Below are 22,299 nucleotides of genomic sequence, written 5' to 3' on the forward strand. Positions count from 1 at the left end.
TGTCGCGATCGGCTGGCACCGTAGCGTGCGCACGCCGCCTCCGGGCACCGCCGCGCCCGTGCGACACCGCATTGCGCCCGGCGCCGGCTTGCGTGACCGTCCCGATCCGGCGGCGACGCGCGGATCAGCGTCCCTGCAGGCTGGGTACCGCGTTGGTCACGTTGGCGTGGCGACGCATGATCCAGTTGAACAACGGGGTGGCCATCAACGTGGACAGGATCGCCATCAGCACCAGCACCGAGAACAGGCCTTGCTCGATCACCCCGGCCTGCAGGCCAATATTGATGATGATGAGCTCCATCAGGCCGCGCGCATTCATCAGCGACCCGATCGCCATGGCATCGCGATTGTTCTCGCCGGTGGCGCGCGCCGCCGCCCAGCACGCCACGCCCTTGCCGACGAACGAGGCGACCAGGATCGCCACGCCGGCCAGCATGATCTGCGGCTGCAGCAACACGCTGAGCTGGGTCTTGAGCCCCGAATAGGTGAAGAACAACGGCAGCAGCAGCACCACCACGAACGGCTGCAGCATCTCGCGCAGCTTCTCGGTCAACGGCCCCTTGGGCAGGCAGACGCCAAGCAGGAAACCGCCGAACACCGCATGGATGCCGATCGCATCCATCGCCCAGGCACTGAGGCAGAACAGCATCAGCACGACCGCCAGCACACCATTGCCGAGCGGTTGCCCGGGCACCACGTAATCGGCCAGCCGGCGCAGCAGATGGCGGCCGACGAAGATCATGAACAATGCATAGCCGATCCCCCCGCCGATGGCCAGGTACGCACTGCCCCAACTGCCGCCGAAGCTCGCCAGCACCACCGCCAGGATGCACCAGGCGGCCGCGTCGTCGAAGGCACCCGCGGTCAACGCCAGCGTGCCCAACGGGCTGTTGGTCAGGCCACGCTCGTGGATGATGCGCGCCAGCATCGGGAAGGCGGTGATCGCAATGGCCGCGCCCAGGAACAACGACGCTTCCAGCAGCTTGGCCTTCTCCGAGAACAGCCCGCCCACCGTCAGCAGCCACGGGCACAACGCAAACGCCAGTGCGAACGGCACCGCGATGCCGGCCAGCGAAACGCTCATCGCGCTGCGGTAGCGCGCGCGGAAATGGTCACCGCGAAAGTCGGTCCCCACGAGGAACATGTACAGGCCCACGCCGAACTGCGCGAACACATACAGCACATCCATGGTCTGCTTGGGAAACAAGGCCGCCTGCCATTGCGGCGCCAGCAGGCCGAACAACGACGGCCCCAGCATCACGCCAGCGATCATCTCGCCCACCACCTGCGGCTGCCCCAGCCGTTTGGCCAACAGACCCACGAGCCGACAGACCAGCAGGATCGCCGCGGCCTGCAGAAAGAAATACACCGACATCTGCGCAGTGGTCATGCGTTGGGCAACATCCCTGAGAAGTGGGCGGATCATACCCACCCATGCCGATTCACGGTAGCGCGACCGTGCCGGGTTCACGCCTGGCTTGCGCCCCCAATCCTTCGGACTCACGCCGATGCGCCACCCATGCAGTTGCCTGCGTCGGCAACGACGCCCGGGCAAGCGGACGCCAGCGGTCGCATGACGCATCCGAGCGCCATGCGCGATCAACGCAAGCCCGCGTCACTCCTGCGGCGCGGATTTCGCCGCCACCGGCGTCAACACCAGATCCTGGAAATCGAAACTGAAATCGGTCAACGGCGAGAGGGCCTGCATGCGCAGCTCGCGCACCGCACCGTCCGGTGTCAGCGCGAAGTTGACGAAAGCGTCGGCATTCAAGGACCGGTCGTCCCAGCGCACGATGAAACTATCGTGCTGCCAGTGCTCCAGCGTGCCGACCAGTTGCGCGGTCTTGGCGAACTGCATGCGCAGCCGCGCGCCGTCCTGGCGGATCACCACCTCGCCGTACCATGGGTCGCGATAGGTCGCCGCATAGGCCGCCAACGGCAGCGACGGCGTCGAGCGGGCGACGCGTGCCTGCTGGTGCCGCTTCCAGCTGGTATCGGCGTCGCTGCCGGCTTTTTCAACCGCCTTGGCATAGGCCGCCGTCCAGTCTGTCGACGGCACCTGCAGGAATGCATCCAGCACCTGCAGCGTTACTGCATTGAATGCGGCGCCGACCTCCTGGTTGGTCAGCACCACCACACCGAGCTTCTGGTCGGGCATCAACGTCAGCCGCGACACCATGCCCGGCCAGCCACCGGTGTGCCACACCAGGCGATGGCCGCGATAATCGCTCAGGCTCCAGCCCTCGCCATACCCGGAAAAGTTCGGCAACGCACCGGCCAGTTCCGGAACCGCTGCATCGCCAATGGCGATCGGGGTAATCATCGACCACATCTCCCGCTGCCGCCTGGCACTGAACAGTGGCCTGCCATCGGGCAACAGGCCGCCGGCCAGTTGCAGCCGCATCCACAACGCCATGTCGTGCGCGCTGGAATAGATGCCGCCGGCACCGGCGTTATTGGACCAGGTCAATGGCGCCACCGTGCGCAACTGGGTGAAGTCGTACTTTGCGTGCCCTACCGCTGCCTGGTCGCCGGGCTGCAGATGGTCGGCATTGAAGCGCGTGCCGCGCATGCCGACCGGCGCGAAAATGCGCTGCTGCAGGAACTGCGCATAGGATTGCCCGGACACCTGCTCGATCACCTGCTGCGCCACGGCGTACAGGATGTTGTCGTAGGCGTAGCGGTCGCGGAAGCCGCCCTTCAACGGCACCTTGGCCAGCCGCTGCACCACCTCTTCGTTGGTGTAGCTGGTGGCCGGCCAGAACAGCAGGTCGCCCGCCCCCAGGCTCAGGCCACTGCGATGCGACAGCAGGTCGCGCAGGCGCATCTCGTTGCCGACGTACGCGTCGGACATGCGGAACCAGGGCAGGTGTTCGACGACCTTGTCGTCGAGCGACAGCTTGCCCTCGTCGGCCAGGATCGACAGCGAGGCCGCCGTGAACGCCTTGGTGTTGGAGGCGATCGCGAACAACGTGTCGGCCTGCACCGGTTCCGGCTTGCCGATCTCGCGCACGCCGTAGCCGCGCTCCAGCACGATCTCGCCGTCCTTGACGATGGCCACCGCGATCCCGGGCACGTCGAACTGCTTGCGCACCCGCTCGACCTGCGCGTCGAACTGCTGCATCCCGGCCGGCAGTTGCGCCGCCTGCGTGGTGGTCAGGCTCGCCAGCATCAGCATCCCCCCCGTCAACCATCGATTCAAAGTCACCCTCATGTCCCTCTATGTCGTCGATGAACCAGACCGCCACCGTCCAGCAACCACTGTGGCACAGGGCAAGCGTGGTCCGGCGCATCCGGGCACGCGTGTACAGCCGAGCCAGCATGGTAGCAACCGGCGGCCACAGGCGTTGCCCCAAGGTGCCGCTGGCCCGGCCGCACACCGTTGCTGGTTCGCCACCGGACCACGCGCTGCGTGCTGCGCGCGCTCACACGGCAACGCCGTCTTCTGCGCCACCCTGGGCGGCGAACGGGCACGCTGTAGGCGGCGCCGACCATGCGATACCCATCCCGACTGCGAGCCCCTGCAATGAACGACCTGTTCGCGGCGTCACCGCCCACGCTGGAGGGCATCCACATCGGCATCGGCGGCTGGGTGTATGTGCCCTGGCGCGCCGGCATGTTCTACCCGCGAGGTCTGCTGCAGCGCCGCGAGCTGGAATATGCCAGCCGTCATGTCAGCGCCATCGAGATCAACAGCACGTACTACGCCGCGCAGAAACCGGCCACCTACGCGACGTGGCGTAGCCAGGTGCCGGCAGGCTTCGTGTTTTCGGCCAAGGCACCACGCCGCATCACCCAGTCGCGCCGGCTGGCCGGCACCGGCACCCAGATCGAAGATTTCGTCGGTGGCATCGCTGAGCTCGGCCAGACCCTGGGGCCGCTGGTCTGGCAGTTCGAGCAGGGATATCGCCTGGAACACGAGGAACTGACCGGTTTTCTGGCCCTGCTGCCCAGGCAGGCGCGCGGGCGTCGATTGCGGCATGTACTGGAAATTCGCGATGCGGCGGCCGTGGACGCGGCAATGCTGGCGCTGGTGCGCCGGCACGAGGTCGCCACCGTGTTCACCGATTCGCCCACGTACCCGTCGTTTGCGGACCTGTCCACGGATCTGGTCTATGCACGCCTGATGCGCAGCCAGCCACGCCTGCAGGCCGGCTATCCGGCGCCGGCCCTGCGCCGCTGGGCCGCGCACATCCAGGCCTGGCGGCGCGGCGAAGACCCGGCGGCACTGCCGCATCTGGCAGCGCCGTCGCCTGTGGCCGACACGCCGCGCGAGGTCTACGTGTTCTTCATCGGCGCAGCCAAACAGCGCAACCCGGCTGCCGCAATGGCGTTGTTGCAGGCTATCGCCGCCGGTTGACTGGAACGGCGTTACGGCACGCGTTGCAGCGATGTGCCGACGCAGTCGCTGCGCCAGGTTTGGGCGACAATGGCGCATGCCCACCACCGACCTGCGCAAGGCGCAACTGCAAATCCACTTCTGCGTCCTGCTCTGGGGCATCACCGCGATCCTGGGCAAGCTCATCACCCTGCAGGCGCTGCCGCTGGTGTGGTGGCGCATGTTAATCGTGGTGGTGGCGCTGGCGGCGTGGCCGCGCGTCTGGCGTGGATTGCGCGGCCTGTCCGGGCGTGTGGTGCTGGGCTATTGCGGCATCGGCGCCCTGGTAGCCCTGCACTGGCTGACCTTCTACGGGGCGATCAAGCTGGCCAACGCCTCCGTCGCGGCCACCTGCATCGCGTTGGCACCGGTGTTCACTGCGGTGATCGAGCCTTGGGTGACGCAGCGACCATTCCGCCCACGCGAATTGCTGTTCGGGCTGGCGGTACTGCCCGGCGTGGCGCTGGTGGTTGGCGGCGTGCCGGCCGGCATGCGTGCCGGCGTGGTGGTCGGCGCCATTTCCGCCGTCTTCGTGGCGCTGTTCGGCTCGCTCAACAAACGCATGGTGGCGCATGCCGACCCACTCACCGTCACCGCCCTGGAATTGGGCGCCGGTACGCTGACCCTGACCGTGCTGGCCCCGGTCCTGCCGCTGTTGCTGCCATCGCTGCATGGCGATCTGCTGGTCGTTCCCGGCCTACACGATGGCCTGCTGCTGCTGGCCTTGTCGCTGGCCTGCACCTTGCTGCCGTTCGCGCTGGCGCTGGTGGCGCTGCGCCATCTGAGCGCCTATTCGGTGCAACTGGTGACCAACCTCGAACCGGTCTACGCCATCGTGCTGGCCATCGCCCTGCTGGGCGAGCAGCGCGAACTCACGCTGCAGTTCTATCTGGGGGTGGCGATCATTCTTGGCGCGGTGTTCCTGCACCCGGTGCTGGAACGCCAGCGCAAAGTGGCACATCCGGAAGTGCTGGGCACCGCCGAAGCCAAGAACATCATCGACTGAGCGCGGCGGAGACCGCGCCGCTACGGCAGCGCCACCACCCGATCGCGCCCGCCCCGCTTGGCCGCATACAAGGCCTGGTCGGCGCGCTTGAGTACCGCTTCGGCACTGTCGTGCGGGGTCAGCATCGCCACGCCGATGCTGACCGTCACCGGCAGCGCGCCGGTCATCGTCGCCACGCCCTGCCGCAGATATTCGCATTGCAGCCTTGCCTGCTGCAGATCCACATCCGGCAACAACATCACGAACTCTTCGCCACCGTAGCGCGCAATGCTGCCGGTTCCGGCCACATGCGCCCGCAATAGCGTGGACAGCTCGCGCAGCACCGCATCGCCCTGGTCGTGCCCATGCACGTCGTTGACCACCTTGAAATGATCCACGTCCAGCAGCGCCACCGACAACGGCCGGTTCGCTGCACGCGTCTGTTGCATCGCTGCGGCAAGCGCGGCAGCGAACGCACGGCGATTGGGCAGGCCGGTCAGCGGATCGGTGCGGGTCTGCTCGACCAGGTCGGCATTGAGCGCTTCCATCGCCGCGTAATGCTGCGCCATCTGCTGCTCGTACCAGTGGCGCTCGCGCAATTGCTGGCGCAGCTGCAGGCCCACCAGGCGCAGCTCCAGCAACTGCGAGGCCTGCCGCGACAAGGCCTGCAGCGCGGCACGCTGGTCATCGCGCAACTGCGCCGGCACCTGGTCGAACACGCACAACGAACCCAGCGGCATGCCATCGCTGCTGACCAGCGGCGCGCCGGCGTAGAACCGCACCGCCGCTTCGCCGGTGACCATTGGGTTGTCGAAGAAACGCGGGTCCAGCAAGGTGTCTTCGACGGTCATCACCTCGTCCGGACGCAAAATGGCGTGCGCACAAAACGAGATGTCACGCGGTGCCTCGCTGCGCGCCGCACCATGCGCGGCCTTGAGCCACTGCCGGTGTTCGTCCACCAACACCACCGCAGCCATCTGCGTCTGGCACACGGTGGAGGCCACCAGCACGAGATCGTCGAAGGCGGGCTCGGGCGGCGAATCCAGCAGCGCGTAGCGCCGCAAGGCGGTCAGCCGCTCGGCTTCGTTAGCGGGCAATTGCCGTTTGATCACGCGGCCAGCCCCCCCTGCTGCACCGTTGTCGTTGGCAGTATGCAACAGGCCGCGCGGGCGAGCCATCCGCAGCCCGGCAGGCCGCGCGGCGCGCGCCCGCACTTCACCCAGGCAGCCGGCTCACCAGTCGGTGCGCTGCGGCAGCAGCCCGCGCAGCTCGGCGTCATTGAGGTTGCGCCATTGCCCCGGCTTGAGCGCGGCCAGCTTGATGTTGTCGATGCGCACGCGGCGTAGTTGCGTCACCCGGTAGCCGAACTCGGCGGCCATCAGGCGAATCTGCCGGTTCAGGCCCTGCTCCAGCACGATGCGGAAACCGAACTTGGCAATGCGCGTGGTGCGGCACGGCAAGGTGGTCTCGTTGTGGATGCGCACGCCGCGCGCCATGCCGCGCAGGAATTCGTCGGTGACGGCTTTGTTGACCGCCACCAGGTATTCCTTCTGGTGGCGGTTCTCTGCGCGCAGGATCTCGTTGACGATGTTGCCGTTGCTGGTCATCAGGATCAGGCCTTCGGAATCCTTGTCCAGCCGGCCGATCGGGAAGATGCGCTGCTCGTGGCCGACGAAGTCGACGATGTTGCCCTTGACCGAACTCTCGGTGGTGCAGGTCACGCCCACCGGTTTGTTGAGCGCGATGTAGACATGCTTGCGGCCGCCGGGCTTCCTGGCCTCACGCGCGCGCAACGGCTGGCCGTCCACCAGCACGGTGTCGTCTTCCCCCACCACCGCGCCGGTGCCGGCCACCACGCCATTGACGGTGACGCGGCGTTCGCCGATCAGGCGATCGGCCTCGCGACGCGAGCAGAAGCCGGTGTCGGCGATGTGTTTGTTGAGTCGGTTCGTCATCGGCCGATTATCGGCGATTTGCCTGGTCCCGTGCGCCGTTGCATGTCCGCCCCCGACAGCGCAGCTGCGACAGGCGGCGAGCAGCGCTGCGCCATCGCCCTCAGCGCAACCGGCACCGATACGCCACCTCAGGCAGGCACTGCCAAGCGCGGCTGCGGCAGGAACAGCTCCTCCAGCGGGCACGGGCGATGCAGGCTGAAACCCTGCACCTGGCCCACGCCGGCCTCGCGCAGACCGGGAATATCGGCCTCCGACTCCACGCCTTCGGCCACCACTTCAATCCCCAGCGCCAGCCCGACCTGGGCGATCGAATGCACCGCCGCGCGGTCCACCGCATCGTGTGCATAGTTGCGCACGAAGCCGCAGTCGATCTTCAGCACATCCACGGTGAACTGCTTGAGGTAGCCGAACGAGGCCAGGCCGCTCCCGAAGTCGTCCAGCGCCACATGGCAGCCGCGCGCCCGCACGCTCTGCACGAAGCGCTGCGCATGCTCCAGGTCGCCGATCACCGCGGTTTCGGTGATTTCCATGCACAACTTGGGCACCAGTGCGGGGTAGCGTTCGAACAGGGCACAGACGAAATCCAGGAACTCCGGCTGCGCGATCGACTGCGCCGACAGGTTGACGTGGCACAGGTCCAGGCAGGCCACATGCAGCGGGTTGGCCGACAGCTGTTCGCACAAGGTTTCCAGCACATGCGCATCGACCATGCGACCCAGCCCGTAGCGCTCCACCGCAGGCAGGAATTCACCCGGGTTCAGTACCCGCCCGTCGCGCGCGCGCATGCGCACCAGCACTTCGTACTGCACTCGCGCGGGGTCGTTCAGTACCTGGATGCGCTGCGCATAGAGCAGCAGCCGCTCTTCGGCAATGGCTTGCTGCACCGCGTTGATCCAGCCGCCATCGTGACGGCGCCGCGCCAGCGCCAGATCGTGTTCGCCGAAGCAGCGGATGCGGTTGCGCCCTTCCTCCTTGGCCGCGAAACAGGCCAGGTCGGCCGCCGTCATCAGGGCGTTGACGTCGTTGGTGCAGCCACGGATCTCCACCACGCCGAAGCTGCAGCTCGGCGTCAACGGCCGCCCATCCTGGTGGCTCCATGGCTGCCCGAGCACGCCGTGCATGCGCTCCAGCAGCGCCTGCGCCTGCACCAGATCGGTGTTGGCCAGCAGGATCGCGAATTCGTCCCCACCGAGCCGTCCCAGCCAATCGCCTGGCCGCAGCTGCATGGTGATGACATCGGCGAAGTGGCACAGGAACTTGTCGCCGATCGCATGGCCGAAGGTGTCGTTGACCAGCTTGAAATGGTCCAGGTCGACGAAGCACAGCGCATGGCAGGTCTGCGGCGGTTGCGGGACCTCGATCAGGCGCAGCAGCCGCTGTTCGATCTCGCGGCGGTTGATGAGGCCGGTCAAGGCGTCGTGCCGGGCGTGGAAGGCCACCTCGTCGGCCAGCTCGTGCGCGTGAGAGACATCCTCGATCACCGCCAGCACCAGCGTGGGTTCCTCCGGGCCCGGCTCCACCAGCGAGGCACTCCAGCGCCCCCACAGCAGTCCGCCATCGGCACGCAGGAAACGCAGTTCGCCCGGTTGCAGCAGCCGCGCCCAATCGATCATGCCGCGGCTGTCCAGCACCACATGATCCGGATGCATCAGCTGGGCCAGCGTGCAGGCCTGCAGTTCTTCCGGGCGGTAGCGCAGGATGTTGGCCATCGACGCATTGGCATCCAGCACGCGGCCATGCAGGTCGAACTTCACCATCCCCAGCGCGGCCTGCTGGAAGGCGGTACGGAAGCGCCCTTCGTGCGAGAGCAGATAGTCGCGGATGCGGCGCGTGGCCAGTACGCAGGTGGTGACCACCAGCAACAGGGTGACCAGGCTGCAGATCACCATCAGCTCGCGTAGCAGCCGCACGCAGCGGGTCAGCAGGGTCAGGAACTGGGCGGCATCGCCGCGCATACGGGCATCGAGCAGTTGCAACTCGTCGCGCAAGGCCTGCAGGGTGCGCGGGTCGGGCTGGCCGACGGCTTGCGACGAGGCCGCGCGATCGGCCAGCGAACTCAGTTGCATCAAGTCGGCGTCAGCCTGCTTCCACAGCGCGATCGCATCGCCCAGGTAGGGAACGCCCTGCCCGTAACGGTACAGACGCACCATCTGCGGCATGTCCTCTGGGGCATTACGGCCGGCCCCCAGACCGGCGGACACCAACGCCCAGTCGATCACCGGTTGCTCCACCGCCAGGCGCGCGGCGCGGTCGCCCAGCGGCACCTCCAACGCACGGCAGGCCGCCTGCAGGTCGGCTGGATCGCCGCTGCGCAGATACCGTTCCAGCCAATAGACCGACTCCTGCTGCGCCTTGGACCAATGGCTCTCGGCGACGATCCAGGCGGTGGCGCCGGACTGGATTTCGATCGCCAGCGCCGACACCATGGCCATGACCACGGCCGCGCCGATCAAGAGCGCCAAGGGCAACGTGAGCCAGCCGCGCACCAGGTGCATGGTCTGCCCACCGCCATTTCCGCGTGCTGTCTGCGCCATTGCCATGTCCTTCACTGCCCTGGTGCGATCCAGGCGCCCAGCGGGCACCTGAAGGCAGTAGCGGCCGCGACGGTCCAAGCTGTATGCCGGCGTTAGCCGTCAGCGCCCCCGGCGGAAGGTGGGGCGGGTGTGCTCGTGGGCGTCCGGAAACGCCTGCGCGAAGCAGGCGTGGCGACAGTAACGCCATGCATCTACATGCATAGCGAATGACAGACGGTGAAGCCGCCGGACCACAACGCCGATACGTGGCGGCCCTTGGGGGGGGAACGCGCCCTCGTGGCAGTGCCGAGACCTGGGGCGCCCAGCGTCCGGGCCGGCATGCCTGGCCGCGTGGGGCCGGGGCGACGCGCGCCCCCCTGGCCCGCCTGCCCGCGCTCAGTCTCCGCGCGGCTTGGGCGGACCCTTGCGGTGCGGCGCGCCGGCGCGGTCCATCGGACGCCCCGGGCCATTCGGACGGCCGGATGGCTTGCCACCGCGCGGGAAACGCGGCTTGGACGGCGACGTGGCCGCCTCGCCGTCTTCCAGCCTGCGCATGTTGAGCTGCTGGCCGGACACCCAGACCTTCTTCAGGTGCTGCAGCAGTTCGCGCGGCATGTCGGCCGGCAGGTCCAGGACGGAGTAATCGTCCTGAATGTCGATACGGCCGATGTAACGGCTTTCCAGGCCGGCCTCGTTGGCGATTGCGCCAACGATATTGGCCGGCTTCACGCCGTGGCTGTGGCCCACTTCGATGCGGTAGCTCTCCATGCCGAATTCCGGTTCGCCACGCGGCGCCGGTTCGCGGCGCACACGCTCGCCGGCCTCTTCGCCGCGCGGCGGACGCGGAGCGCGCTCGCCATCGTTGGCACGCGGGCCACGCTCGAACTTCGGCTCGAAGCGCGGGCGCTCGCCACGATCCGCACGTTCATGGCGCTCGCGCGGTGCGGCGTCCTCGCGTGCGCCACGTACCGGCGGAGTCAGCAGGAATGGCGCATCGCCCTGCAGCAACTTGGCCAGCGCGGCAGCGATGTCGATCGCCGGTACGTTGTTTTCACCTTCAAAGCGCTGCAGCAGATCGCGATACAGCTCGATCTGGCCACCGGCCAGAGTCTCGCTGATGCGGCTCATGAAGCGCGCCACGCGGGTGTCGTTGACCGCATCCACGCTGGGCAGCTGCATTTCTTCGATCGGCTGGCGGGTGGCGCGCTCGATCGAACGCAGCATGCCCTTTTCGCGCGGGGTGACGAACAGGATCGCCTCGCCGCTGCGCCCGGCACGGCCGGTACGGCCGATGCGGTGCACATAGCTTTCGGTGTCGTACGGAATGTCGTAGTTCAGCACATGGCTGATGCGCTCCACGTCCAGGCCACGCGCGGCCACGTCGGTGGCGACCAGGATGTCCAGCTTGCCGTCCTTGAGCTGGGCGATGGTCTTCTCACGCGCCGCCTGCTGCATGTCGCCGTTGATGGCGGCCGCAGCCAGGCCGCGTGCCTGCAGCTTCTGCGCCAGCTCTTCGGTGCCGGCCTTGGTGCGCGCGAAAATAATCATGCCGTCGAACGGCTCCACTTCCAGGATGCGGGTCAGCGCGTCCAGCTTGTGCAGCCCGCTCACCCACCAGTAACGCTGGCGGATATTGGCCGAGGTAGTGGTCTTGGCCGCGATGGTGACTTCGGCCGGGTCTTTCAGATAGGTCTGCGCGATCCGGCGGATGGCCGGCGGCATGGTGGCCGAGAACAGCGCCACCTGGCGCTGCTCGGGCAGCTTCTTGAGCACGGCTTCGACATCGTCGATGAAGCCCATGCGCAGCATTTCGTCGGCTTCGTCCAGCACCAGCGTCTTCAGCTGCGACAGGTCCAGGGTGCCGCGGTCCAGGTGATCGATCACCCGCCCCGGGGTGCCCACCACCACATGCACGCCGCGCTTGAGCGCACTGAGCTGCTGGGCGTACGGCTGGCCGCCGTACACCGGCAGTACGCGGAAACCGGGAATGGCTTCGGCATATTTCTGAAACGCCTCGGCGACCTGGATAGCCAGCTCGCGGGTGGGAGCCAGCACCAGGGCCTGCGGCTTGACCTGGCTCAGGTCGGCATTGGACAGCACCGGCAGCGCGAACGCGGCGGTCTTGCCGGTACCGGTCTGCGCCTGGCCGAGCACGTCGCGGCCGGCCAGCAGCGCGGGGATGGTGGCGGCCTGGATCGGCGAAGGGGACTCGTAGCCGACGGCGGCAACCGCCTTCATCACAGCGTCCGAGAGGCCGAGGTCTGCAAACAGCAGCGGCGCGGAAGATTCTTGGGTCATGGGTAACTCCGGAGGCGCCGCACGGAGCCGGCAGGCGCAAAGCAGCGTAGTGTGCGCCCTTACCCCCCCTGCTGTCGAAGGGCCGTGACAGTCCGTTCAGGTTGCGAGGGTTTTGCCGAGGCTCGGACGATCGCCTCTTCGAGCCTTCCGGTTCCCATCCGCCGCCATTGGATCCAGGTCGCTGGATACACCCGCTCACCAGCATCACTGGCCTGCGACTGCATCACCACGATGGTATTGCCGACCGTAGCCGGCCGATAATCGCCCTCTTTGGTCAACGAGCGCAGCATGCAAATCCTGGAATTCGACATCGACGGCGAGTACATCGAGCTCCACCAGTTGCTCAAGCTGGCCGGCCTTGCCGACAGCGGCGGCCAGGGCAAGGCGCTGGTCGCCAGCGGCGTGGTGCGCGTGGATGGCGCGCAAGAACTGCGCAAGACCGCCAAGATCCGGCCCGGCCAGGTGGTGCAGCTGGACGATGTGGAGATCCGCGTGATGGCGATGGACCTGGACGCCGAACCCGGCCAATGAACACGCCCCGGACCTGCAAATGCCCCCCCCCGCGGCGGCAGCGGCAGAGCGGGCTACATCGCTCAGGCGCCGCGCCGGATGAGATGCGCAGCAATTTAGCCGCGCAGCCAGCCTTGGCAAGGCAGCGCCGTCATCGCAGCCGGCGCCGTCTCAGAGACCCAACAGCGCACGCACCAGCTTGACGATGCCCCAGAACGACACCACCCAGATCGCACTGCGCAGATAGGGAATACCGGCCGCATAGGCCGGCACGTAGGCCACGCGCGCCCACAGGTACAGCTGCACGGCCAGGGCGGTGTCTGCACTGGTGCGCCCCGCCATGCTCACCGCCAGCACTGCGGCCGCGAAGATCGGAAAGGTTTCCAGATAGTTGCGCAATGCGCGGTCCAGGCGGGCCGCCACACCGGTCAGTGGCTTGGCATCGCCATCGCGTGCGCTCGCATTCCATTTGGTGCCGCGCTGGGCGGTCATGCTGGCCGAGGCGGCCAGCAGCTGCACCAGGCCGAGCACCATGGCCCAGCCCAGCATCTGCAATTCGATCGTCAGTTGCATACGGGTCTCCTGGTCGGCTGCCGCATCACTTCACCGCCGTACGCAAACTGTAGCCGGCAACACGCCAGGTCTTGTCCTCGTCCAGACGGAAGGACACCAGTTCGCGTACCGGCTGCTGCGCATTGGCGAATCGGGTCGGGAAACTGACGTTGACGTACAGCCCTTCGGGCACCTGTGCACCAGGGCCGTATTTCACCCGCGTCACCGAGCTCTGGCCGCGACCGACGACCGCACCCAGGCGCGCGCGCTCGCCGCCCAACTGGGCCACGAAGGCATCGCGCTTGACTGCGGTCTTGGCCACGCGGGAGGCGCCGTCCCAGATCGCGGCAGCCTTGTCGGTGTCGACCATTTGCGCCACGCGCAAGGCGGCCTGGGTCATTTCGATGTCCTGCTTGGCCACCTGTGCCTGTTGCGCGGGGCTCAGCGCCGGTGCCACAGCCGCTGGTTGCGCCGCCGCAGTCGCAGTGCGCGCAGCAGGTGCCGGTTGCGCTGCGGCTGCGGTGGCGGCGCGATTGGAAGGCTGCGGCTGTTGCGCGAACAGCAGCGCTGGAACGAACACCAGCGCAACAAGCAAACAAGAACGACGCATTGACAAGCACCTTGTACTGGATCGGATGGAAGAGGTGAGCCGCACTGCATGCGGCCAGTGGCGCAGTCTATGCCGCGACCTGTGCAAAACAAGCAGCGAGTGCGATTCACCTGCAATCAGCGATACACCACGAAGATCGCTGATCGAAGGAAGAATGCGTCCGCAGCACTATAAAGCGGAGATGCCGGTGGAGGTATCCAAGCGTGGCCGGTAAAACCTCGCCATCAGTCGTCAGGTGGATAAACAGCGCACAAGAACCGGCATGTATGGGTGACAAGTGGCGGTACCAAGCACCCGCCGCACCGTGGCCTGCGTCGTCGTTGTGGCAGCCGCCCTAAACCTCGCCACCAGGAGCCGGCGGTACCGCCGTCGCCCCGCGCGGCCGCCACAGCCGCCAGCTCACCCAGAACGCACGCGCAATGGCCGCAACCAACGCCGCCAGGCTCAGCCACATCCCCAGCGTCGCTGGCCATTGCGCATGCATGGCCTCGGCAGCCAGGCGCAGCAGTTCGGCAACGCCAAAACCCACCAGCACCAGCAACGCCGATGGCAGGTACGCCAGTAAAACGCCTTTGGTCTTGCCTCGCATACGCCCCCCTAACCCGGTTGTATGCGGCGACCATAGGCAGCGCGCAGTGCGATACGCGTGAAAGCTGCAGCGGCCTCAACCGTCGGCAGGCGCAGGCGCTGACGCATCGGCCTGCGCAGCATCCCCGGCCGGGTCGGCGGCCGGCGCGAGCGGCGGCGTGGCGTCGGTCGGCGTGCCGTCCTGCGCATCGAGCACCGGTGCCACCGGCAGGGCCGCCGCATCGGTTTCGGCCAGCGGGCTTTCTTCCGGGCAGGCCGCATCCGGAAAACCGAAGCGCTGCTTCAAAGCCAGACCGCAGGCGTTGACCGCATCCAGATCCGCGCCCTCGCCTTTGCACTGCTGGTCGAACGCCACCAGAAACGCGTCCTTGCGGCGCACGAACGCATCGCCGCACTTGCGCATCTGGCGGATGCGTTCCAGATCGTCCTGCACGGCATTGGTTCCGTCCAGGCCGTATTCGCGCAGCTCTTCCATGGTGAGCAGGCGCAGGCTGCGATTGGGCACCGTCATCATGAGGTCGGCCACTGCTACCGCCACGCCGTTACGCTCCAGATACTCCTTGACGTTGCCATAGACCTCGCGCAGCTCGCGATTGAGTTCTGCCCGTGACGTCGCCTTCGAGCTGATCCGCATCATCCGGTGGATGCCCACCTTGCCGGCCACCAGGCGGTTGTCGCCGGCCGCCAGCACGAACACGCAGGCGCTATGGCAGATCGAGCCTTCGCGTACCCAGATGGTCCAGTTGGATTCGCCGATGGTGTCGCCGGCGCGGATCGCTGCCTCCACCTGGCCGCCACTGGAATCCAGATCCAGGATGCGATGCGGCAACGTCCACTGCTCTGCCACGGCGGCCAGCCGCCACACCAGCGCCGCGAAACCAGCGTTGATCTTGCCCGTATAGCGCACCCGCACCAGGCCGGTCTCGCGGCACGGCGACAATGCCGCCTCCACGCTGGCCCGGTCCAGCGCCGGTAGCAAGGTGCCATCGCCGGCTTCCTTGCCGTAATTGGTGGCACAGCTGATCCAGGCCTGGCCCGCTTCCAGTTCCGCCTGTGGCCATCCCGCCTCGCCGACCTGCGCACGCGGGCGCGGCGGCGGAACCGGTTCGGGCGTATCCACCGACACCATGTGGTCGCCGTCGCCGACCTGCGCCGCTGCGGTCTGTTGCGCCCCGGCAGCATCGGCCCACGTACCGCCGCGGTCGCAGGCAACCAGCAGGAACACGCAGGCAAGTGACAGACAAAACGGTTTGAGCATGGACGAGTGTGGGAGCGCGACGGAGATCACCTTCAGTCTATGGCTGAAGCGATCAAGGATTTGACCGCGCCATGAACATGCACCCGCTTGCGCAACCCCGTCCGAAAACGGCCAGCCGGTGCGGTGGCCAGGGCATAGACTGGCGCCATGCAGACGCTCACGCCCGACCGGACCCAATGCGACCGCGCCCGCCTGGCGCGCGATGCGCGCTTTGACGGGCTGTTCTTCACCGCCGTGCGCAGCACCGGGATCTATTGCCGTCCGGTGTGCCCGGCGCCGGCGCCGAAGCCAGCCAACGTCAGTTATTACCCCACGGCTGCGGCGGCCAGCGCGGCCGGCTATCGGCCGTGCCTGCGCTGCCGGCCGGAGCTGTCGCCGCAGGCGCAGCAGCACCTGGGCGAAGAGAGCGTGCAACGCGCCCTGGCGATGATCGCCGAAGGCGTGCTGCAGGAGCAGCCGGTGCAGCGCCTGGCTGATGCGGTGGGCATTAGCGCGCGGCAGTTGCAACGGCAGTTCGTGCAACACCTTGGCGCCACGCCGATCCAGGTGCACGGCACGCGTCGGCTGCTGCTGGCCAAGCAATTGCTCACCGAAACCGCCTTGCCGGTGACCGAAGTTGCGCTGGCGGCCGGCTTCAACAGCCTGCGTCGGTTCAATGCGGCGTTCCTGGAAGGCTGCGGGATGCCGCCGTCGGCGTTGCGCAAGCAGCGCGCCGAGGTGCCGGGCGGCGAACTCACGCTGCGCCTGAGCTATCGCCCCCCCCTGGACTGGCCGGCGATGCTGGCATTTCTGCAGCGCCGGGCGATCCTGGGGATCGAGCAGGTCGATGGCGGCCGCTATCGGCGGGTGATCGGCCCGCCCGGCCACGCCAGCTTGATCGAGGTCGCGCCGGCGCCGCAGCGCGCAGAACTGCTGCTGCGCATCGGCGCCACCGACCCGCGCCGGATTCCGCAGATCGTGCGCCGGGTGCGCCGCGTGTTCGATCTGGATGCGGACCTGCATGCGGTGCACGCCACGCTTGCGGCCGAGCCGCTGCTGGCCGAGGCGATCGAACGCCGGCCCGGCCTGCGCGTGCCCGGCGGCTGGGATGGCTTCGAGACCGCGGTACGTGCGGTGCTGGGTCAGCAGATCAGCGTAGCCGGCGCGGCCACGCTGGCGGCGCGGCTGGTGGAGCGGCATGGCGGCCGGCATGCCGAGATGCCGCCAGGGCTGGATCGCAGTTTTCCCACACCTGAGCAACTGGCCGAGGCGCCGCTGGAACAGCTCGGGCTGCCGGGCGCACGCGCCGCCACGCTGCGCGCACTGGCCGTGGCCTGCGCGCAGGGCCGGCTGCACTTCGGCGCCGGCCAGCGTCTGTCCGAGTTCGTCGCCGCCTGCGTCGCCCTGCCCGGTATCGGGCCGTGGACGGCGCACTACATCGCCATGCGTGCGCTCTCGCATCCGGACGCGTTTCCGGCCGGCGACCTGATCCTGCAACAGGTGCTCGGCGCGCCGCTGCGGCTGAGCGAACGCGCCACCGAGGCGCGCTCGCAGGCCTGGCGCCCGTGGCGCGCCTACGCCGTGCTGCACCTGTGGCATCTCGCCGCCGACCGCAAGGAATCCCGTCCATGAGCACCGTCCATTACGACTTTTTTCCGTCGCCGATCGGCACGCTGACCGTGGCCGCCGACCAGGCCGGCGTGCGCCATATCCTGTTCGCACAGAACCGTTACGACGCCACCGGACGCGCCCGCTGGGTGCACAACCCGGGCGCTGCGCTGGTGCGCCAGGCGCGTGAGCAATTGCTCGATTACCTGCATGGCGGGCGACGCCATTTCGACCTGCCGCTGGCACCGGTGGGCACACCCTTCCAGCGCGAGGTCTGGCACACGCTGGCGCAGATTCCGTTCGGCCAGACCTGGAGCTATGCGCAGCTGGCGCAGGCGGTGGGCCGCCCCGCTGCCAGCCGCGCAGTGGGCGCGGCCAACGGACGCAATCCACTGCCGATCGTGTTGCCCTGCCATCGCGTGATCGGCGCCAATGGGGCGTTGACCGGTTTCGGCGGTGGCCTGCCGACCAAGCAGGCCTTGTTGCAGCTGGAAGGCTGGTCGCCACGGCAGGCTGCACGCGCCGACGATCTGTTCGCCGATGTCCCCGCAGCAGGTTCGCAATGACGTCGCGACGTTCTCGCCGCACCGTACACTCGGCCGCATGATCGACCGACGTCTTGTGGTGACCGCAGCGGCCACGGCCCTGCTCGCGGCCTGTACCAGCCAGCCCCTCCAACACAGCGCCCCGGCACTCCCGGTCAGCGCACCGCCTCCGCCAGCCGCCACCGCGGCAGCGAACGATCCCCCGCACACCCTGCTGCTGATCTCCATCGATGGCCTGCGCGCGGACATGCTCGATCGCGGCATCACGCCCACGTTGTCGCAGCTGGCGCGCGATGGCGTGCGTGCGCGCTGGATGACGCCGGCGTACCCGTCGCTGACGTTTCCCAATCACTACACGCTCATCACCGGCCTGCGGCCCGACCACCACGGCATCGTGCATAACAGCATGCGCGACCCGGTATTGGGTGGCTTCTGGCTGAGCAAGCAGGAAGCAGTGGGCGATGCGCGCTGGTGGGGCGGCGAACCGCTGTGGGTGGGCGCCGAGCGCGCCGGCCTGCGTGCGGCCACCTGGTCATGGCCGGGCAGCGAAGCGGCGATCCAGGGCGTGCGCCCCTCGCAGTGGCGCCATTACGAAGAAGGCGTGAGCCTGGAGGCGCGCGTGGAGATGGTGCGCGGCTGGCTCAACACCGATCGGCCCCAGCGCAATCGCCTGGTCACGCTGTACTTCGAACAGGTGGACGAGGCCGGCCACGACCACGGCCCGGAATCGCGCGACTATGCCGACACCGTGCGCGCGGTGGATGCAGCCATCGGCAGGCTGCTGGACGGCATGCAGCGCGACGGCACCCGCGCGCGCACCAATATCATAGTGGTCTCCGACCACGGCATGGCCGAGGTGCCGCCGGGCCATGCCATCAGCGTGGAAGCCATGGCGCCGCCCGAGCTTGCCACGGCCACTACCGACGGCCAGGTGATCGGCTTCGTGCCACTGCCCGGGCAGCAGGCCAAGGCCGAAGCGCACCTGCTCGGCGCGCATGCGCACTACGACTGCTGGCGCAAGATGCAGCTGCCGGCGCGCTGGCATTACGGCACGCACCCGCGCATTGCGCCCATCGTGTGCCAGATGCACGAAGGCTGGGATGCTTTGTTCCCGGACAAGCTGGCCAAGCGCCCGCCAAAGGGCATGCGCGGCTCGCACGGCTTCGACCCGGCGCTGCCATCGATGCGGGCGGTGTTCCTGGCGCAAGGCCCGGATCTGGCGAAAGGCAAGACCTTGCCGGGCTTCGACAACGTGGATGTGTATCCGCTGATGACGCGGCTGCTCGGCATCCCCGCCGCGCCTAACGACGGCAACCCGGCCACGCTGCTGCCGGCATTGCGCGTGCCACCACCAGCCGCGCGTTGACCCCGCTACCGCGTGTGGGTGCGACAATGAGGTGATGTCTGCTCCTGCCCCATTGCCGCACCGCCTGCGGCCATTGTTGTCCAGCGAAGGCTGGCGTCGCCGCGCTGCACTGTGGGGCGGCGCGATCGCGGTAGCGCTGGTGGCGATCGTGTTCGCCAAGGCCAGCGATGCCGCCTTCCATCTGTTCCAGCGCATCACCGCGCACTCGATCTGGTGGGCGATGCTGCTGACCCCGGGCATCTTCGCCCTGCTCGCCTGGCTCACCTCCGGCGCCTTGCGGCCTACCCGCGGCAGCGGCATCCCGCAGGTCATCGCCGCGCTGGAGCATCCGGACCCGGCATTTCGCGACACCAACCTGTCGCTGCGCGTATCGGTCGGCAAGCTCGCCTTGACCAGCCTATCGCTGCTGGGCGGCGCCTCGGTGGGTCGCGAAGGCCCCACCGTGCATGTCGGCGCCAGCCTGATGCATCTGTTCGGGCGCTGGTTTGGCTTCCACGATCCGCGCGAGCTTTCGCACTTTTTGCTCGCTGGCGGCGCAGCAGGCATCGCGGCGGCCTTCAACACGCCGCTGGCCGGTGTGGTGTTTGCGATCGAGGAATTGAGCGGGCGTTTCGAGCACCGCTTCTCTGGCACCTTGCTCACTGCGGTGATCGTCGGTGGCGTGGTGTCGTTGTGCCTGCTGGCCAGCTACACGTATTTCGGCAAGGTGGCGGTGGCGCTGCCGTTGGGCCATGCATGGCTGGCGATTGCGTTATGCGGCAGCGTGGCCGGCCTGCTCGGCGGCATCTTCGCCCGGCTGGTGCTGGCCAGCGTCAGCGGCAAACCGCGCTGGTTGGGCGCACTGCGTCAACGGCACCCGGTGCTGCTTGCCGCCCTGTGCGGCGTGGTGCTGGTCGGGCTGGCGCTGGTAGTCGGGCAAGGCGCCTTCGGCACCGGCTACGAACAGGCGCGCAGCCTGGTGCAGGGGCATGCGGTGGTCGGTCACGAATTCGGCCTGATGAAGCTCCTCGCCAATCTGGTCTCGTACCTGGCGGGCATCCCGGGCGGTCTGTTCTCACCCGCCCTGGCGGTGGGTGCCGGCATCGGCCACAACCTGTCGGTGCTGATGCCGGGCGTGGACCCGCGCACCTTCGTGCTGCTGGGCATGTGCGCCTACCTGGCCGGGGTGACCCAGGCGCCGCTGACCTCGGCGGTGATTTCGCTGGAACTCACCGATACCGGACAGATGCTGCTGCCGATCCTGGCCACGGTGCTGATCGCCCGCGCGGTGTCCGGCCTGGTGTGCAAGACGCCGATCTATCGCGGGCTAGCCGAGCAGTTGCTGGCGCCTGCACCGGGCTCCGCCTCGCCTGCCCACGGCGAGCGCTGACCAAGCCCGCATCGGCGGGCCTGATTCCAGCGTACGCCTCCGAGGGCAAGCGCGGGCGCCCGCCTCTACCGTAAAAACGATGCTCTGCATCTACCTCATGCATGTTGTTCTCTCACCCCTCGCTCCACGGCCCCAATGCAAGCTCAGCGCGAAGGACTAAAACAGAGCGAGGTTCGGAAGCGTGAAGAATCGAAGCCAGATGGATTCGCTCGTGAAGGGCGCAGCCAGTACGGAGTAAAGCCCGAGAGCCTGACAACGTAACGCCGGAACGTCATAATGTTTCTGAATGTTTCGTCATGCCTGCTGCAGCATGCAGTTCGGTGGCCGTGTTCGTAAGTGCAGCCGAAGAACAAAATCAATGACAAGGACTGTAGGAGACTCATGTCGATAATGCAGGAAATACTGGGCTGGACCCAGGGACTCGCCACATGGCAAAGCGATGCAGTCGCTCGTCTGCTGGCGAAGCAGACGCTGACGGCCGAGGATCAGGACGATTTATTCGCACTGCTGAAAGCGACACACGGCATCCCTGATCTCAAGGGCAGGAAGCCCAAGCCGTTAACGGCCGATCAGGTTCCCGCGCCCTTGAAGGTAACGACGCACGTCGAACTGCTCGCGATGAAGAACATGCACCATGTCAATGCGATTGCAGAGAATCAGCATCTGCCGTTCAGCCCCACCGGAATGACGGTGATATACGGCGACAATGGTTCAGGTAAGTCGGGATACTCACGCGTGCTCAAGCGCGCCTGCCGAGCCCGCGATCAGATGGAAGCCATCCATCCAAACGCCAATCTTCCGGCCGGCAAGGCGGGCGCTCCGGAGGCCGCTTTTGAGATTACCGTGAACGGTGTCGCAAAAGATACGTATTGGACATATGGGAAGGCCTCGCCACCTGAGCTGTCGTCTTTCGCAATCTTCGATTCGCGCTGCGCACGCGCCTACCTCGACAGCGAAGATGATTTTTCCTACGTCCCCTATGGGCTCGACGTGTTTGAAGGACTAGCCAAGGTTTGCAAGCAATTGAAGGCTTCGCTCGAAAACGAGCATGCTCAGTCCGCCGCTGACCTCACAGCGTTCGCGCCGCTTCAGGGCGACACACCCGTAGGCAAGTTGATCTCATCACTGTCTGCCAAGACAACGACAGCCCAGATAGACGCGCTGGCTACGTTGACACCTGAAGAGCTGGCACACCACGTCGCGCTCGACAAAAGTCTTAAGGAGAACAACCCTGGGGGAAAGGCGATTCAGTTGCGCCTGCGAGCGCGTCGCGTGGCGGCCATCGCGACGAATGCCACCAAAAAAGGCGTACTGTTGGACCAAGTTATAACAGCCAAGCTGCGCAACTTGGCCGACAGTTATCGCACTGCTCAGGCGGCGGCCACACTCGCGGCCAAGCAGTTCAAGGAAGGCGAGAACCTGTTGCCGGGCACCGGCGGCGAGACTTGGCGCGAACTCTTCGATGCCGCCCGCAAATTCGCGGTCGAATCCCACCCGGACAAAGCGTTCCCCGACCTAGGCGCCGAATCGCCCTGCCCACTGTGCCAGCAGCCTCTCTCCGAAGGCGCTACGCGCATGTTGCGATTCGAAGCCTTCATCCAGCAGGAGGCCGAGAAGACGTCTCAGGCACGCCGAGTCGCGCTATATGCCGAATACAAACCGTTCATCGCTCATGTGCTGACGTTAAATCTTGACGGGTCTTCGCGGATCACTGTGGGTGCAATCGAGCATTTTCGGGTAGCGCGGGCAGGAAGCTGGCGATGATCTTGAGCCTCAGGAACTCCT

At 67.1% G+C, this 22,299-nt stretch carries 18 protein-coding genes; 8 read left to right on the forward strand and 10 right to left on the reverse strand.

Features of this window, described 5'->3' with window-relative positions; genetic code table 11:
* Positions 1–124 precede the first annotated feature (124 nt).
* Together XcuCFBP2542_RS12670 and XcuCFBP2542_RS12675 are read right to left on the reverse strand one after the other, a co-directional pair.
* Positions 125–1,390 (reverse strand): cation:proton antiporter, encoded by a 1,266-nt coding sequence (locus XcuCFBP2542_RS12670; RefSeq protein ID WP_104603923.1) that lies wholly within the window; start codon positions 1,388–1,390, stop codon positions 125–127.
* A gap of 225 nt (positions 1,391–1,615) precedes the next feature.
* Complete coding sequence (locus tag XcuCFBP2542_RS12675) at positions 1,616–3,208, reverse strand: serine hydrolase (protein WP_338000099.1); 1,593 nt, start codon at positions 3,206–3,208, stop codon at positions 1,616–1,618.
* A 318-nt stretch (positions 3,209–3,526) separates the two neighbouring features.
* Here XcuCFBP2542_RS12675 and XcuCFBP2542_RS12680 point away from each other — a divergent pair, with 318 nt between their 5' ends.
* Positions 3,527–4,360 carry a DUF72 domain-containing protein gene (locus tag XcuCFBP2542_RS12680; protein WP_104603925.1) on the forward strand — a complete coding sequence of 278 codons (834 nt, stop codon included), beginning with the start codon at positions 3,527–3,529 and terminating at the stop codon, positions 4,358–4,360.
* A 76-nt stretch (positions 4,361–4,436) separates the two neighbouring features.
* Positions 4,437–5,384, forward strand: a complete 948-nt coding sequence (locus XcuCFBP2542_RS12685; RefSeq protein ID WP_104603926.1) for a DMT family transporter — start codon at positions 4,437–4,439, stop codon at positions 5,382–5,384.
* A gap of 20 nt (positions 5,385–5,404) precedes the next feature.
* Here XcuCFBP2542_RS12685 and XcuCFBP2542_RS12690 read toward each other — a convergent pair whose 3' ends face one another.
* From XcuCFBP2542_RS12690 to XcuCFBP2542_RS12705, 4 genes are all read right to left on the reverse strand, one after another.
* Positions 5,405–6,541 (reverse strand): GGDEF domain-containing protein, encoded by a 1,137-nt coding sequence (locus XcuCFBP2542_RS12690; protein ID WP_104603927.1) that lies wholly within the window; start codon positions 6,539–6,541, stop codon positions 5,405–5,407.
* Positions 6,542–6,595: 54 nt separating this feature from the next.
* Positions 6,596–7,318 carry a pseudouridine synthase gene (locus tag XcuCFBP2542_RS12695; RefSeq protein ID WP_104603928.1) on the reverse strand — a complete coding sequence of 241 codons (723 nt, stop codon included), beginning with the start codon at positions 7,316–7,318 and terminating at the stop codon, positions 6,596–6,598.
* Positions 7,319–7,446: 128 nt separating this feature from the next.
* The gene (locus XcuCFBP2542_RS12700) at positions 7,447–9,852 is read right to left on the reverse strand and encodes a putative bifunctional diguanylate cyclase/phosphodiesterase (RefSeq protein WP_104603929.1); all 2,406 of its coding nucleotides are present in this window, start codon (positions 9,850–9,852) and stop codon (positions 7,447–7,449) included.
* 375 nt (positions 9,853–10,227) lie between these two features.
* Entirely contained in the window at positions 10,228–12,129 is a 1,902-nt protein-coding gene (locus XcuCFBP2542_RS12705; protein WP_104603930.1) for a DEAD/DEAH box helicase, read from the reverse strand.
* A 288-nt stretch (positions 12,130–12,417) separates the two neighbouring features.
* Here XcuCFBP2542_RS12705 and XcuCFBP2542_RS12715 point away from each other — a divergent pair, with 288 nt between their 5' ends.
* Positions 12,418–12,660: an RNA-binding S4 domain-containing protein gene (locus tag XcuCFBP2542_RS12715; protein WP_104603932.1), complete on the forward strand. Its 243-nt coding sequence runs from the start codon at positions 12,418–12,420 to the stop codon at positions 12,658–12,660.
* Between the two features lie 150 nt (positions 12,661–12,810).
* On the opposite strand, the gene XcuCFBP2542_RS12720 is transcribed toward XcuCFBP2542_RS12715, so the two are convergent.
* The 4 genes from XcuCFBP2542_RS12720 to XcuCFBP2542_RS12735 form a co-directional block, all read right to left on the reverse strand.
* A complete protein-coding gene (locus XcuCFBP2542_RS12720) occupies positions 12,811–13,212 on the reverse strand; it encodes an MAPEG family protein (RefSeq protein ID WP_104603933.1) in 402 nt (133 codons plus the stop codon).
* A 25-nt stretch (positions 13,213–13,237) separates the two neighbouring features.
* Complete coding sequence (locus XcuCFBP2542_RS12725) at positions 13,238–13,801, reverse strand: DUF4019 domain-containing protein (protein WP_104603934.1); 564 nt, start codon at positions 13,799–13,801, stop codon at positions 13,238–13,240.
* 334 nt (positions 13,802–14,135) lie between these two features.
* The gene (locus XcuCFBP2542_RS12730) at positions 14,136–14,390 is read right to left on the reverse strand and encodes a hypothetical protein (RefSeq protein WP_104603935.1); all 255 of its coding nucleotides are present in this window, start codon (positions 14,388–14,390) and stop codon (positions 14,136–14,138) included.
* Positions 14,391–14,465: 75 nt separating this feature from the next.
* Positions 14,466–15,647 carry a COG3904 family protein gene (locus tag XcuCFBP2542_RS12735; protein WP_104603936.1) on the reverse strand — a complete coding sequence of 394 codons (1,182 nt, stop codon included), beginning with the start codon at positions 15,645–15,647 and terminating at the stop codon, positions 14,466–14,468.
* A 147-nt stretch (positions 15,648–15,794) separates the two neighbouring features.
* Here XcuCFBP2542_RS12735 and XcuCFBP2542_RS12740 point away from each other — a divergent pair, with 147 nt between their 5' ends.
* From XcuCFBP2542_RS12740 to XcuCFBP2542_RS12760, 5 genes are all read left to right on the forward strand, one after another.
* A complete protein-coding gene (locus tag XcuCFBP2542_RS12740) occupies positions 15,795–17,258 on the forward strand; it encodes an AlkA N-terminal domain-containing protein (RefSeq protein ID WP_104603937.1) in 1,464 nt (487 codons plus the stop codon).
* Positions 17,255–17,800, forward strand: a complete 546-nt coding sequence (locus tag XcuCFBP2542_RS12745; RefSeq protein ID WP_104603938.1) for a methylated-DNA--[protein]-cysteine S-methyltransferase — start codon at positions 17,255–17,257, stop codon at positions 17,798–17,800. Before XcuCFBP2542_RS12740 ends, XcuCFBP2542_RS12745 begins: the two co-directional genes overlap by 4 nt.
* 37 nt (positions 17,801–17,837) lie before the next feature.
* Positions 17,838–19,145: an alkaline phosphatase family protein gene (locus XcuCFBP2542_RS12750; RefSeq protein WP_104603943.1), complete on the forward strand. Its 1,308-nt coding sequence runs from the start codon at positions 17,838–17,840 to the stop codon at positions 19,143–19,145.
* A 34-nt stretch (positions 19,146–19,179) separates the two neighbouring features.
* On the forward strand, positions 19,180–20,514 hold the full coding sequence (locus tag XcuCFBP2542_RS12755; RefSeq protein WP_104603939.1) for a chloride channel protein: 1,335 nt from the start codon (positions 19,180–19,182) through the stop codon (positions 20,512–20,514).
* A 381-nt stretch (positions 20,515–20,895) separates the two neighbouring features.
* Entirely contained in the window at positions 20,896–22,278 is a 1,383-nt protein-coding gene (locus XcuCFBP2542_RS12760; RefSeq protein WP_211293005.1) for an ATP-binding protein, read from the forward strand.
* The last annotated feature ends 21 nt before the right edge of the window (positions 22,279–22,299 follow it).

Origin of the sequence: Xanthomonas cucurbitae, assembly GCF_002939885.1 — a bacterium.
GTDB classification, from domain to species: domain Bacteria; phylum Pseudomonadota; class Gammaproteobacteria; order Xanthomonadales; family Xanthomonadaceae; genus Xanthomonas; species Xanthomonas cucurbitae.

Excerpts from the sequence above, each read along its gene's own strand:
- XcuCFBP2542_RS12740 (WP_104603937.1), top strand. The coding sequence starts at position 15,795 with ATGCAGACGCTCACGCCCGACCGGACCCAATGCGACCGCGCCCGCCTG.
- XcuCFBP2542_RS12735 (WP_104603936.1), bottom strand. The coding sequence starts at position 15,647 with ATGCTCAAACCGTTTTGTCTGTCACTTGCCTGCGTGTTCCTGCTGGTT.
- XcuCFBP2542_RS12680 (WP_104603925.1), top strand. The coding sequence starts at position 3,527 with ATGAACGACCTGTTCGCGGCGTCACCGCCCACGCTGGAGGGCATCCAC.
- XcuCFBP2542_RS12715 (WP_104603932.1), top strand. The coding sequence starts at position 12,418 with ATGCAAATCCTGGAATTCGACATCGACGGCGAGTACATCGAGCTCCAC.
- XcuCFBP2542_RS12745 (WP_104603938.1), top strand. The coding sequence starts at position 17,255 with ATGAGCACCGTCCATTACGACTTTTTTCCGTCGCCGATCGGCACGCTG.
- XcuCFBP2542_RS12700 (WP_104603929.1), bottom strand. The coding sequence starts at position 9,852 with ATGGCGCAGACAGCACGCGGAAATGGCGGTGGGCAGACCATGCACCTG.
- XcuCFBP2542_RS12705 (WP_104603930.1), bottom strand. The coding sequence starts at position 12,129 with ATGACCCAAGAATCTTCCGCGCCGCTGCTGTTTGCAGACCTCGGCCTC.
- XcuCFBP2542_RS12725 (WP_104603934.1), bottom strand. The coding sequence starts at position 13,801 with ATGCGTCGTTCTTGTTTGCTTGTTGCGCTGGTGTTCGTTCCAGCGCTG.
- XcuCFBP2542_RS12685 (WP_104603926.1), top strand. The coding sequence starts at position 4,437 with ATGCCCACCACCGACCTGCGCAAGGCGCAACTGCAAATCCACTTCTGC.
- XcuCFBP2542_RS12750 (WP_104603943.1), top strand. The coding sequence starts at position 17,838 with ATGATCGACCGACGTCTTGTGGTGACCGCAGCGGCCACGGCCCTGCTC.
- XcuCFBP2542_RS12755 (WP_104603939.1), top strand. The coding sequence starts at position 19,180 with ATGTCTGCTCCTGCCCCATTGCCGCACCGCCTGCGGCCATTGTTGTCC.
- XcuCFBP2542_RS12730 (WP_104603935.1), bottom strand. The coding sequence starts at position 14,390 with ATGCGAGGCAAGACCAAAGGCGTTTTACTGGCGTACCTGCCATCGGCG.
- XcuCFBP2542_RS12720 (WP_104603933.1), bottom strand. The coding sequence starts at position 13,212 with ATGCAACTGACGATCGAATTGCAGATGCTGGGCTGGGCCATGGTGCTC.
- XcuCFBP2542_RS12670 (WP_104603923.1), bottom strand. The coding sequence starts at position 1,390 with ATGACCACTGCGCAGATGTCGGTGTATTTCTTTCTGCAGGCCGCGGCG.
- XcuCFBP2542_RS12760 (WP_211293005.1), top strand. The coding sequence starts at position 20,896 with ATGTCGATAATGCAGGAAATACTGGGCTGGACCCAGGGACTCGCCACA.
- XcuCFBP2542_RS12690 (WP_104603927.1), bottom strand. The coding sequence starts at position 6,541 with ATGGCTCGCCCGCGCGGCCTGTTGCATACTGCCAACGACAACGGTGCA.
- XcuCFBP2542_RS12695 (WP_104603928.1), bottom strand. The coding sequence starts at position 7,318 with ATGACGAACCGACTCAACAAACACATCGCCGACACCGGCTTCTGCTCG.